At 70.7% G+C, this 11,783-nt stretch carries 14 protein-coding genes and 1 pseudogene; 5 read left to right on the top strand and 10 right to left on the bottom strand.

Annotated features, from left to right (window positions below; genetic code table 11):
* The first annotated feature begins 3 nt into the window (after positions 1-3).
* Together JNX00_RS08165 and crcB are read left to right on the top strand one after the other, a co-directional pair.
* Entirely contained in the window at positions 4-996 is a 993-nt protein-coding gene (locus JNX00_RS08165) for a recombination-associated protein RdgC (RefSeq protein WP_070398203.1), read from the top strand.
* Between the two features lie 2 nt (positions 997-998).
* Entirely contained in the window at positions 999-1,364 is a 366-nt protein-coding gene (gene crcB, locus JNX00_RS08160) for a fluoride efflux transporter CrcB (RefSeq protein ID WP_204744649.1), read from the top strand.
* A gap of 18 nt (positions 1,365-1,382) precedes the next feature.
* Here the strand turns inward: crcB and JNX00_RS08155 are convergent.
* Positions 1,383-1,526 (bottom strand): annotated as a pseudogene (locus tag JNX00_RS08155) (GFA family protein); the annotation flags it as partial.
* 44 nt (positions 1,527-1,570) lie between these two features.
* Positions 1,571-1,963, bottom strand: a complete 393-nt coding sequence (locus JNX00_RS08150; protein ID WP_204744648.1) for a VOC family protein — start codon at positions 1,961-1,963, stop codon at positions 1,571-1,573.
* A 278-nt stretch (positions 1,964-2,241) separates the two neighbouring features.
* Here JNX00_RS08150 and JNX00_RS08145 point away from each other — a divergent pair, with 278 nt between their 5' ends.
* Together JNX00_RS08145 and JNX00_RS08140 are read left to right on the top strand one after the other, a co-directional pair.
* Complete coding sequence (locus JNX00_RS08145) at positions 2,242-2,802, top strand: NADPH-dependent FMN reductase (protein ID WP_204744647.1); 561 nt, start codon at positions 2,242-2,244, stop codon at positions 2,800-2,802.
* 4 nt (positions 2,803-2,806) lie between these two features.
* A complete protein-coding gene (locus tag JNX00_RS08140; protein ID WP_204744646.1) occupies positions 2,807-3,721 on the top strand; it encodes an AraC family transcriptional regulator in 915 nt (304 codons plus the stop codon).
* 19 nt (positions 3,722-3,740) lie between these two features.
* Here JNX00_RS08140 and JNX00_RS08135 read toward each other — a convergent pair whose 3' ends face one another.
* From JNX00_RS08135 to JNX00_RS08110, 6 genes are read right to left on the bottom strand one after another with little or no spacing between them, the layout of a single operon-like run.
* On the bottom strand, positions 3,741-5,246 hold the full coding sequence (locus JNX00_RS08135; protein WP_204744645.1) for an amidase: 1,506 nt from the start codon (positions 5,244-5,246) through the stop codon (positions 3,741-3,743).
* 52 nt (positions 5,247-5,298) lie between these two features.
* Positions 5,299-6,006: an ATP-binding cassette domain-containing protein gene (locus JNX00_RS08130; RefSeq protein ID WP_175442802.1), complete on the bottom strand. Its 708-nt coding sequence runs from the start codon at positions 6,004-6,006 to the stop codon at positions 5,299-5,301.
* Entirely contained in the window at positions 5,999-6,748 is a 750-nt protein-coding gene (locus tag JNX00_RS08125) for an ATP-binding cassette domain-containing protein (RefSeq protein WP_070398210.1), read from the bottom strand. Before JNX00_RS08125 ends, JNX00_RS08130 begins: the two co-directional genes overlap by 8 nt.
* Entirely contained in the window at positions 6,745-7,728 is a 984-nt protein-coding gene (locus tag JNX00_RS08120) for a branched-chain amino acid ABC transporter permease (protein ID WP_239478277.1), read from the bottom strand. The genes JNX00_RS08125 and JNX00_RS08120 overlap by 4 nt, the downstream gene beginning before the upstream one ends.
* Positions 7,725-8,588: a branched-chain amino acid ABC transporter permease gene (locus tag JNX00_RS08115; protein WP_070398212.1), complete on the bottom strand. Its 864-nt coding sequence runs from the start codon at positions 8,586-8,588 to the stop codon at positions 7,725-7,727. Before JNX00_RS08115 ends, JNX00_RS08120 begins: the two co-directional genes overlap by 4 nt.
* Positions 8,588-9,817: an ABC transporter substrate-binding protein gene (locus tag JNX00_RS08110; protein WP_070398213.1), complete on the bottom strand. Its 1,230-nt coding sequence runs from the start codon at positions 9,815-9,817 to the stop codon at positions 8,588-8,590. Before JNX00_RS08110 ends, JNX00_RS08115 begins: the two co-directional genes overlap by 1 nt.
* A gap of 205 nt (positions 9,818-10,022) precedes the next feature.
* Between JNX00_RS08110 and JNX00_RS08105 the strand changes: the two genes are divergently transcribed.
* A complete protein-coding gene (locus tag JNX00_RS08105; protein ID WP_204744644.1) occupies positions 10,023-10,256 on the top strand; it encodes a hypothetical protein in 234 nt (77 codons plus the stop codon).
* Positions 10,257-10,342: 86 nt separating this feature from the next.
* On the opposite strand, the gene JNX00_RS08100 is transcribed toward JNX00_RS08105, so the two are convergent.
* Both JNX00_RS08100 and JNX00_RS08095 read right to left on the bottom strand, forming a co-directional pair.
* Positions 10,343-11,095, bottom strand: coding sequence for a DUF899 domain-containing protein (locus JNX00_RS08100; RefSeq protein WP_204744643.1), 753 nt, complete (start codon positions 11,093-11,095; stop codon positions 10,343-10,345).
* A gap of 14 nt (positions 11,096-11,109) precedes the next feature.
* Positions 11,110-11,766, bottom strand: coding sequence for a PQQ-binding-like beta-propeller repeat protein (locus JNX00_RS08095; protein ID WP_070398216.1), 657 nt, complete (start codon positions 11,764-11,766; stop codon positions 11,110-11,112).
* Positions 11,767-11,783 lie beyond the last annotated feature (17 nt).

Here is an 11,783-nt window from a genome sequence, read left to right as displayed (position 1 = left end):
TTCGTGTTCAAGAACCTCACGCTCTACCGCATCGGCCCCGGTTGGGCGCCCACGCCCGAGGCGATGGAGAAGGCCCTGGACGGCCAGCGCTTCGTGCCCTGCCCCGCCACGCAGGACAAATCGGTCGGCTGGGTGGAGCCGCGCGGCGAGGCCCACGGCCCGCTGGTGGAAGCCATCGCCGGCCAGCGCATCCTCAAGCTGCAGATCGAAACCAAATCGGTGCCCGGTGCCGTGGTGCGCCGCAAGGCCCAGGAGGCGGCCGACCACATCGAGGCCACCACCGGCCGCAAACCCGGCAAGAAGGAAACCAAGGCCCTGCGCGAAGACGCCCTGCTCTCGCTGCTGCCCCAGGCCTTCTCGCGCCAGCAGACGTCCTGGGTGTGGATCGACCCCGAGCGCGGCTGGCTCGCCACCGACGCCAGCAGCCAGGGCAAGCTCGACGACCTGGTCACCGCCCTGGTGCGCGCCTTCGACGGCCTGGTGCTCACGCTCTTCAATACGCAGCAGACGCCGCAGAGCGCCATGACGCAGTGGCTCAGCGCCAGCGACGCCGAGGAATGGCCCGAGGGCCTGGCCGTGGAGCGCGACTGCGAGCTGCGCTCCAGCGATGAGGAAAAGTCGGTGGTGAAGTTCACCCGCCACCACCTCTTCAACGACGAGGTGCGCCGCCACATCAGCGAAGGCAAGCTGCCCACGCGCCTGGCGCTCAACTGGGAAGGCCGCGTCGGCTTCACGCTCACCGAAAGCATGGCGCTCAAGAAGATCCAGTTCCTCGAAGGCGTGTTCGAAGAGAACCAGGGCAAGGAAGAGCAGAGCTTCGACAGCAACGTCGCCATCGGCACGGGCGAGCTGCGCGGCGTGCTCGACGCGCTCATCGCGGCGCTGGGCGGCGAGCTGCAACCGGGCCAGGTGCCGGGGCATGAGCCCGCGCCGGCCGGCGCGGCGCCCGCCTCCGACGCCACCCCGGCCAGCGCCAGCGACGACGCGCCGTTCTGAACATGGCCTCGGTGCTCGCCATCTGCCTCGGGGCCTGCGTGGGCGCGCTGCTGCGCTGGCGCCTCGGGCTGTGGCTGAGCCAGCCGCACAGCCTGCTGCCCTGGGGCACGCTGGCGGCCAACTGGATCGGCGCCTACGCCATCGGCCTGGCCGTGGCCGTGTTCCACGCCAACCCGCACTTCGACCCGGTCTGGCGCCTGGCCATCGTCACCGGTTTGCTGGGGGCGCTCACCACCTTCTCCACCTTCTCCGTCGAGGTGGTCACGCTGCTGCAGCAGGGCCGGCTGGCGCTGGCCCTGGGCGTGGCCTCGCTGCACCTGTTCGGCTCGCTGCTGCTCACCTGGCTGGGGCTCAAGACCCTGGCCTGAGCGGCGGGCGCGCCCCGCTCAGGCCGACCGGCCGTCGAAGTGCTGCACCGGAATCGCCGCGAGGTCGATGCCCTCCACGCAGCGCAGGTTGATCGCTGCCATGGCATGGCCCTGGGGGTCGGTGCCCTCGGCATACGGGTGCCAACCGCAGCGAGGCGGCCAAAGGGGACGGAAGTCGGGCATGGGGGGCTCCCGGGGGGCAAGGTTCAAACCGGCGAGTGGCAAGCCACGCAGAGCTTGTTGCCCTCCGTGTCGCGGAAGTAGGCGCCGTAGTAGTGGGCGTGGTACTCGGGGCGCGGCCCGGGCGGGCCCTCGCAGGCGCCGCCGCTGGCCAGCGCCACGGCGTGGGCGCGGTCCACGGTGGCGCGGCGCTCGGCCAGGAAGGCCACCATCTGGCCATTGCCCACCGCGTGGGCCTGCGCGTCGTGCGGGCGACCGATGAGGAACAGCGGGCGCGGGCCGGGCGCCGACTGCCAGCCGGCCCAGGGCCGCTCGGGCTCGCAGAAGCGCTCGCGGATGCCGAGCACGGGCATCAGTTGCCGGTAGAAGGCCAGCGCCCGATCGAAGTCGCTCACGCCGAGGTGGATGTGGGAGAACACGCGGGCCCCCTTCGTCAACGGGATGCCGCGCAGCGCCGCGGCTGGAGCACGCGCTCGTGGCGCGCCTCGGGTGGCCGGTCGGCGCGGCAGCGCTCGCAAGGGGGTCGCAGCTGGAGCATGGAAGGCCTCGTCGGGTCGCGAACGGAGCGGCCAGTGTAGGCAATCCCCGGACCGGAAGGCCCGCGCCGAGCCCCCATCGTTTGGTCGGGATTGGGCGCTGACCAACAATGCCCCGACCACCCGGGCCACGCGCCCATCCACCCCGCAGGAGATCCTCCATGGCCCAGCACAAGGTCGGCTACATCATCGGCAGCCTCGCCAGCGCCTCCATCAACCGCCAGCTCGCCAAGGCCTTGGTCAAGCTCGCGCCGGCGGAACTGGCCATGCACGAGATCCCGATCAAGGACCTGCCGCTGTACAGCCACGACCACGACGCCAGCTACCCGGCCGTGGCCACGGCGTTCAAGCAGGCCATCGCCGACGCCGACGCCCTGCTCTTCGTCACGCCCGAATACAACCGCTCCATCCCGGGCGGCCTGAAGAACGCGATCGACTGGGGGTCGCGCCCCTGGGGCAAGAACTCGTTCACGGGCAAGCCCTCGGGCGTCATCGGCGCCTCGGTGGGCGCCATCGGCACCGCGCTGGCCCAGGCGCACCTGCGCGCCGTGCTCAACTTTTGCAACGCGCCGCAGATGATGCAGCCCGAGGCCTACATCCAGTTCAAGAAGGACCTGGTGGCCGAGGACGGCCGCGTCACCGATGCCAGCACCGAGGAATTCCTGCGCAACTACATGAAGGCCTTCGCCGCCTTCGTGGCGGCGAACAAGGCCCGCGGCTGAGCCCGTGGGCGCCCCGGCCACCCCCCTGGCGAGCGTGCTGTCGCGCTCGCCCAGCTACCGCCTCGACCAGGTCACGCCCCTCGCGGGCCGCTGCCGCGGCACCTTGATCCACTGCACCTTCGAGGCGCACACGGTGGAGATCCCGCCGCTGGACGAGGTGGTGCTGCTGGCCGCCAACGAGTACCGGCTCAAGCGCGCGCTGTTCGACTTCGGCTGGGGCTTTCGCGACCACTTCAGCAGCCACCCGCACCCGCTGCACGTCTTTCCCGCCGGCAACGCCTACCGCTGGTGCAAGGACGGCTATGCCGACGTCACACTGCTGGCGCTGTCGGCCGGCGACCTGAATGGCCTGCTCGACGAACTGGGCCACCGCAACCCCGGCGATGGGCTGTGGCAGCTGTCGCAGCGTGGCTTCGCCAACCCCACCATCTACCAGTTGGTGACGCAGTTCATGCAGCACGCCTCCAGCGCCAGCCCGCGGCTGATGGTGGACAGCTACTGCGCCGTGATCGCCAACGAGCTTGGCCAGCAGTGGGGCGCGCGCGGGCGCACCGGCCCGGCGGTGCGCAAGCTGCCGCCGGCCGTGCTCAAGCGGCTCATCGACCACATCAAGGAACACCTCACGCAGGACCTGAGCCTGGACGAGCTCGCTGCCATCACGGGCTTCTCCAAGTTTCACTTCCTGCGCTGCTTCAAGGCCTCCACCGGCCGCTCGCCGCTGCAGTACGTGGGTGACCTGCGCGTGGCGCACGCGCGCCGCCTGCTGGAGCGCACCACCCTGCCCATGGACACGGTGGCGCGCGACAGCGGCTTTTCCGGCGCCGATCACCTGGCGCGCGCCTTCGGCAAGGCCACGGGCCTGTCGCCGCGCGCCTACCGCACCGCGCTGGGCGGCGTGGGCGGACGGCGCCAGCACTGAAGGCGCCGTCCGCGTAGCCTCAGCCCGCGTGGCGGCGCTCGTGGTCGGCCGCGGCGCGCAGCACCAGCGCGTCGTCGAAGTGGCGACCGATCAGCATCAGGCCCACCGGTTTGCCGTCCGCCTCGCCGCAGGGCACGCTGACCGCGGGGTGGCCAGTGAGATCGAAGGGGCTGGTGTTGGCCAGCATGGTCCAGCTGTGCTGGATCACCTCGGCCACCGGCGCATCGTCGGATGGAATGGGCAGCGTGGGGAAGGGCGTGGTGGGCATGAGCAACAGCTCGCGGCCGGCCAGCGCCTCGTCGTAGGCCGCGCGCAGGCGCCGGCGCAGGTTCTGCGCCTTGGCGTAGAAACGGCCCTGGTACTGCTGGTGCAGGTAAGCGCCGAGCAGCATGCCGATCTTCAGCGTGTGCGGCATCTCGTTGGCACGCGCGCGCAGGCCGCCCAGCGCGGTCATCAGCGACAGTGGGTACGCGCCCGTGGTGAGGTGGCCCGCACCCTGCCCGCCGTAGAGCGTGTGGTAAGTGCCTTCGTTGGCGATGGCGCTCCAGATCGCGAAGCCATGGCGGTGCCAGGGCACCGAGACCTCGTCGACCACCGCGCCCGCCGCGCGCAGCGCCTCGACGGCCGCGCGCACGGCGCTGTCGGTGCCCGGGTGCGACTCGGGCCAGCCGAAGGACTCCTTCACCACGCCGATGCGCAGCCCCTTCACGCCACGGTCCAGGCCCTGGGTGTAGCGCTCCACCCGCACGCCGCGCTGGCGGCCGTCGATGCCGTCCTCGCCCGCGATCGCCTCCAGCAGCAAGGCCACGCCGGCCACGTCGCGCGCCATAGGCCCCACGTGGTCGATGCTGTGGTCCAGGCCCATGACGCCGGTGTAGGGCACGAGGCCATAGGTGGGCTTGAGGCCCACGATGCCCGAGAACGAGGCCGGGATGCGGATGGAGCCGGCCTGGTCGGCGCCGATGGCCAAGTCCACCTCGCCCGCCGCCAGCAGCGCGGCGCTGCCGGTGGTGGAGCCACCCGGCGTGTGGCCCGGATTGCGCGGGCTGTTCACCGGGCCACCCGCGCTCGTGGCGCTTCCGCCCGAGAAGGAGAAGTACTCGCAGGCCGACTTGCCCACGATGTGGCCGCCCGCGTCCAGGATGCGCGTGACCAGCGTGGCGTCGCCCTCGGGTGCATAGCCTTCCAGCAGCGAGGCGCCGTTCATCATGGGCACGCCGGCGATCTGCACGTTGTCCTTGATCGCCACCGTCTTGCCCGCCAGCGGACCCTCGGCCGCGCCACGGATGTCGCAGCGCACCGACCAGGCGCCCCAGGGGTTGTCCTTCGCCTCGGGCCGCGTGCCGCCGGCGCGCGGGTAGCGCACGGGCAGGGTCTGGTCGGGCAGGCGGTCGACGGTGCGGAACTCGGGCACCAGCGGGGCCAGCATGTCCAGCACGGTCTGCGCGTAGTCGGCGTCGACGTCGATGCCCAGTTCCTCGCCCAGGTAACGCAGGCGGTCCTTGTTCGGCAGATGGAATGCCATGGTGTTCCCTTGAAAGTCTTGTTGGAGATCGGCGGGCGCTGGTCGCGCCGCCTCAGCCCGCGAACTCGGCCGACTCGACCAGCGCCGCCATCGCGGCGGCGTCGCTGGCGCGGGCCTCGCGCACGGTGCGGCCCTTCTCCAGCACCACGATGCGGTCGGACAGGGCGCGCAGAAAGTCGAGGTTCTGCTCGACCAGCACGATGGACAGGCGGTGGCGCTCGCGCAGCGCGCGCAGCAGCACCACCATGTCCTCGATGATGGAGGGCTGTATGCCCTCGGTGGGTTCGTCCAGCAGCACCAGCGTGGGCCGCGTGCACAGGCAACGCGCCAGCGCCAGGATCTGCTGCTCGCCGCCGCTCAGCAGGCCGCCGGGGCGCTCCAGCAGGCGCGCCAGCGCGGGGAAGTCGGCCAGCACCTCGTCCACCACGCGCGCCGCCTCGCGCCGCCCGTGCACCGAGGCCGCGAACAGCAGGTTCTCGCGCACCGACAGCAGCGGGAAGATGCGCCGGCCCTGCGGCACGTAGCCGATGCCCAGCGCCACGCGCCGGTGCGTGGGCAGGCCCGCGATCGACTGGCCCCGCCAGCGCAGCGTGCCCGCCGTCAGCGCGATCTCGCCCACGATGGCGCGCATGAGCGTGGTCTTGCCCATGCCGTTGTGCCCCAGCACGCCGAGGAACTCGCCCTCGCCCACCGACAGCGAGACGCCGTCGAGCACGTTGATGCGGCCGTAGCCGCCACGGATGCCTTGCAGTTCAAGCACGCACATGCTCCTCTCGGCCCAGGTAGACGTCGCGCACCACGGGGTCGGCCAGCACCGCGTCCACGGCCCCGTCGCGCAGCACGGCGCCGCGGTGCAGCACTGTCACACGCTCGGCGATGCGGCGCACGAAGCGCATGTCGTGCTCCACCACCACGATGGCGCGGCCCGCGCCGCGCATGGACAGGATCAGCTCGGCCGTGCGCGCGGTCTCCTCCTCGCTCATGCCGGCCACCGGCTCGTCCAGCAGCACCAGCCGCGGGTCGGTCGCGAGCACCATACCCAGCTCCACCCACTGGCGCTGACCGTGCGAGAGCGCGCCCAGCTGGCGCCGGCGCACCGCGCCCAGGCGCAGCTGATCGAGCACCTCGTCGACCACCGAACCCACCGGGCGGCGCGCGCGGTGGCGGCCGGCGGCCACGCGCAGGCTGGCGTCCACCGTGAGGCCGTCGAACACGCTGGACACCTGGGTCTTCACGCCCACGCCCAGCCGGGCGATCTCGTGGCGCTCGAAGCCATTGACCTCGCGGCCCAGGATGCGCACGCGGCCCGCGCTCGGCGCCTGCTGACCCGTGAGCGTCTTGAACAGCGTGCTTTTGCCCGCGCCGTTGGGGCCGATCAGGCAACGCAGCTCGCCGCGCGCCACGGACAGGTTCACCCGGTCCACCGCCACCACGCCGCCGAAGCGCACGCTCAGGTCTTCAGTGTGGATGGCCAGGTCCTGCGGGGATGCCGGGGCGCTCATGCGGTGCCCCCGTGGCGGCCCGGTACGCGCTCGCGCAGCCAGGGCAACAGGCCCTTGGGCAGCAGCAGCACGCACAGCACGAAGATCGTGCCCAGCACCAGGTTGGTGTCGGCCAGGCGCGTCTGGCCCAGCCAGGTGGTCAGCCACTGGATCAGCACACAGCCCAGCACCGGGCCGAGCAGCAGGCCCACGCCGCCCACCTGGGCCCAGATGATGATCTGCGCCGCGAAGCTGATGCCGAACACATCGGGTCCGACGAAGCCGCCCCAGGCTGCGTGCAGCGCGCCTGCCAGGCCGGCGATGGCCGCGCCGATCACGAACACGCCGAGCTTGTGGGCGCGCGCGTCGTAACCCAGCAGCTCGGCACGCAGCTCGTGCTCGCGGATCGCTGCGACGACCTGCCCGAAACGCGACCGCACCAGGCCCTTGAGGCCCGCATAGACCAGGACCAGCAGCGCCGCGCTCAGCAGATAGAGCTGCGCGAAGTCCAGCTCCTGTCCGAACAGCGCGATCGGCGGCACGCCTGGGATGCCGTTGTAGCCGCCCAGCGCCACCGCGCCGAGGCGGAAATCCGAGCCCGACACGGTATTGACCAGGTGGAACAGTATCAACGAAGCGGTCAGCGTGATCACGCCCAGGTAGACGTCGCTGATGCGGCCGTAGAACAGGAAGTAGCCCATCAGCGCCGCGCCTGCCACCGGCAGCAGCAAGGCGGCGCCCAGGGCGACCGCGCTGCCCTGGCCGTTGAGCGCCAGCACCGCGTAGGCGTAGGCGCCCAAGCCGAAGAACACCGACTGGCCGAAGCTGAAGATGCCCGCCACGCCCCACACCAGCGCCATGCTCAGCGCCAGGATGGACAAGATCACGTAGACGTTGAGCGTGACCAGCGTGGCCAGGTCCACCAGCCAGGCGACGCCGAACAGCGCCGCCACCGCCAGCGCCCACGCCAGCGGCTTGAAGCCTGCGATGCGCGCGCTCACAGCGACCTCCGGAAGAAACGGCCGGTGATGCCCGAGGGCATGAGGCGCAGCAGCACCACGGCCAGCGCCAGCAGCGCCACGTGCCCGGCCACCGGCGTGGCCCAGCGCGTGACCAGCTCGCTCAACGTGCCGAACAGCGAACTCGCCACCACCGTGCCCGTGATCGCGTTGGCCCCGCCGGTGATGACGGTGATGAAGGCGCGCGTGACGTAGGCAGTGCCGATGGTGGGCACCGCGCCGGTCAGCGGCGCCATCACCGCGCCCGCCAGGCCGCTGATGGCCGCGCCGGCCGCGAAGGTCCAGGCGTAGACGCGCGAGGTGTTCATGCCCAGGGCTTCGGCCATCGGCGCGTTCTGCATGGTGCCGCGCGCCAGCAGGCCGGTGCGCGTGTGGCGCAGCACCCACCAGGTGCCCAGCACCAGCGCGGTGGCGACCGCGATGATCAGCACGCTGTACCAGGAGTCGCGGTAGCCGCCGAGCGTGAAGCTGCCCAACGGCGCGACCACGCCGCGCTGCTGGAAACCGAAGGCCCAGGTTGCCAGGCCGATGAGCGCCAGGCTCACGCCCCAGGTGGCGAGGATGGTGTCGAGCATGCGCCCGTAGAGGTGTCGGATGATCAGCCGCTCCAGCGCGTAGCCCACCAGCCCCACCACCGCCGGCGCGACCACGAACATGGCCAGCCAGATGTTGAGGCCAGCCTGCACGCTGAGCACCAACGTGTAGCCGCCGATCATGAGGAACTCGCCGTGCGCGAAGTTCACCACCCGCATCATCCCGAAGACGATGGCCAGGCCCAGGCTGGTGAGCACCAGTAGGGCAATGGCGTAGACGAGGTGGAAGGACAGGACCGCGTAGTCCATCAGATGCGCGGCTCGAACTGCTGGTTGGTGTTCGGGTTCTTCACCAGGTCGCACTGGCCCACCATGTCGATGGCCGTGACCGCGCGGCTCTTGTCCAGCACGCGGTAGCCGCCGTCGCGCACCTCGGCCAGGTACATGTCGTAGGTGCAGTGGTGGGTGGCGGGGTCCAGCGCCACCTGGCCATGCGGCGCGTCAATCGACAGGTTCGACTCCAGCGCCTTGAGCACCGCGTTGCGGTCCAGGCTGCCGGCCTTGGCCACGGCGGCAGCCCACAGCCGCAGCGCCACGTACTCGTTCATCGTGGTGTTGCTCACGTAATCCTTGTGGCCCGCATCGCGGTAGGCCTTGATGAAGGCCTTGTTCGAGGGCATGTCCAGCTCCTCGAAGTAGTTGGTGCAGACGATCACGCCGTTGGTGATCTCTTTGGGCATGAGCAGGTGCTCGCCCACGTCGCCGAAGGTCTGCGAGGCCAACGCGACCTTGCCCTTCATGCCCGAGGCCGCCCACTGGCCGTAGAAGCTGCCGTGCGCCGGACCGACGAAGCTGTTGATGATGGCGTTGGGCGCCGCGGCCTGGATCTTGGCGATGGTGGTGTTGAAGTTCGCCGCGTCCATGGGGAACAGCTCCACACCCACCACCTCGCCGCCGTGCTCGGCCGCGAGCCGGCGGATCCACTTGGCCGAGAGCTGGCCGAAGTTGTAATCCGCGCCCAGCACGTAGAGCTTCTTGCCGTGGTTCTTGATCAGGTGCGGCACGATGGTGCGCAGCGCGTGGCTGGGCGTCACGCCGGTGAGCACGGTATTGCGGTCGCACACGCCGCCCTCGTAGGGCATGTTGTAGAAGTAGGGCACGTTGGCGCGGCGCAGCACGGGGCGCACCACCTCGCGCGCGGCGCTGGTCACACCGCCGAAGGCCACCACGGCCTTGTCGCGCAGCGCCAGCTGCTGGCCGAACTGCGCGTAAAGCTGGTTGTTCGACTGCGTGTCGTACTCGACGATGCGCAGCGGTCGGCCCAGCAAGCCGCCGGCCGCGTTGATCTGGGCCACGCCGAACTTGAGCACGTTGCTCTTGCCGCGCCCGAAGGGCTGCAGCGGACCGGACATGTCCTGGATGCTGCCGATGACGATCTCATTGCCCTGGGCACGCGCCAGGGAAGACAGGCCCGCGAGCGGAGCGGCCAGCAGGCCGGAGGCCAGGGAGCCGGTGAAGGCGCGGCGGTTCAGGTTCATGGGAAGTCTCCTCGTCGTTGCCACAAGACCCGGGCGGGTCGAACGGGGAGCGAAGGTATGTCAGGCCAGCGGTGCTGGTGGGCATCACCGGAGCGCGCGGCCCAGCTTCCGCGCAATTTCGGCCGGGTCGGCGCAATCCGTTCCGGATAGGCTGGGCACGCGGCTTGCCGCCGCGCGGCTTTCCCCCATTTCAAGGAGGTATCACATGGCCCGATGCGACGTTTGCGGCAACGACTACGACCGCTCCTTCCAGATCGTCACCCAAGACCGGACCGTCACCGTCGACAGCTTCGAATGCGGCATCCACTCCTGCGCGCCCGCGTGCGCGCACTGCGGCTGCAAGGTCATTGGCCACGGCGTGCAGGATGGCGAGCGCATCTTCTGCTGCGCGCATTGCGCGCGCGAGTCGGGCGTGGACGCGCTACAAGACCGCAGCTGAACACAGCGGCTCCAGCAGCGGCACCCAGACGGCGGCCGCCACCATTGGACCCGCGCAGGGCAGGTGCCCGAGCGCCAGCAGCACCATCAGGCGCGCGAGCCGCAGCATGATCCACCCGCCTTGGCCGCCGGTGCGCTCTCGTAGCGGTCGTGGTGCCGCACCCAGCCCATGGTGTTGTCCAGGCCGTCTTCGTGGCGCCCGCGCGGCGTGAGGTCCAACAGCCGATAGGTGCCCATCATCACCTCCACCCCGCGCCCGTAGGTGGAGTAGGTGTGGAAGACCTCGCCGGCGCCGTTCTTCGCGAACACGCTCACGCCGGGCATCTCGTCGTTGGCGAAGGGCCGTTGCGCGAAGTTGTAGTGCATGGATTGCGCGGCCACCTCGGCGGGCGTGAAGCTCACGCCGAAGTCGCGGTTGAAATCGCTGCCGTGCGAGGACACCCAGCGGAAGTTCCAGCCCATGCGGCGGCGGAAGCGCTCGATCTTCGCCAGCGGCGCGCGCGAGATCGCCACGAAACCCACGTCGCGCGCGGCCAGGTGCGCCAGCATGCCGTCGGTGTGGTCGGCCATGAACGAGCAGCTCTTGCAGCCCTGCTCCCAGTCCGGGCCGAGCATGAAGTGCTGCACCAGCAGCTGGCTGCGTCCGTCGAACAGGTCGGCGAGTCCGCGCGGGCCCTCGGGCGTGTCGAACACGTAGCGCTTGTCCATGCGCACCCAGGGCAGCGCGCGGCGCGCCTCGGCGAGTTCGTCGCCCAGGCGGCTCAGTTCCTTCTCGCGGGCGAGCAGCGCGAGGCGCTGCGCCAGCCATTGCTCTCGGTCGGTGGTGGTGGTCGGGTTCATGTGACGCTCCTGTCTCAGGATTGAAGGGACTTGGGCCGGCGCACGGCGCGCACCTTGCCGCTGGCGCCGCCACCGCAATAGAACAGCTCGGCGCCGTCGGACTCCAGCCCGCTCACGCCCTCGCCCGCCGGCATGCGCAGGCGCTGCAGCACCTCGCCGCTGGCGGGGTCGAGGCGGCGCAGCTCGCTGTCGTCGGCCTCCCAGGTGCCGTGCCACAGCTGGCCGTCGACCCAGGTGACGCCGGTGACGAAGCGGTTCGATTCGATGGTGCGGCGGATCGCGCCGGTCTCGGGGTCGATCTGATGAATCTTGCGGTCGCGGTACTGGCCCACCCACAGGCTGCCCTCGGCCCAGGTCAGGCCCGAGTCGTACCCCTGGCCCGGCGCGGGAATCGACGACAGCACCTTCCCCGTGGCCGGGTCGATCTTGTCGATGCGCGACTCGGCGATCTGGTAGAGGTGCGTGCCGTCGAAAGCGGTGCCTGCGTCGCACGGCTGCTCGATGCGGCGCACGGTCTCGCCGCTGGCGGGGTCGAAGGCCACGATGCGCGGGCCGGTGGCGGCCCACACGTGGCGGCCGTCGTAGCTCACGCCGTGGACCTGGGTGGCGCCGTCGAAGGGGCCGTACTCGCGCACGACCTCGGCGGGCTGGATCGATGGCTTGCTCTTCATCGGTTGCTCCTTGAGGG

It is taken from the genome of Hydrogenophaga sp. YM1, from assembly GCF_016903055.1.
GTDB classification, from domain to species: domain Bacteria; phylum Pseudomonadota; class Gammaproteobacteria; order Burkholderiales; family Burkholderiaceae_C; genus Hydrogenophaga; species Hydrogenophaga borbori.
This window is presented reverse-complemented; position numbering and strand designations above follow the sequence as displayed.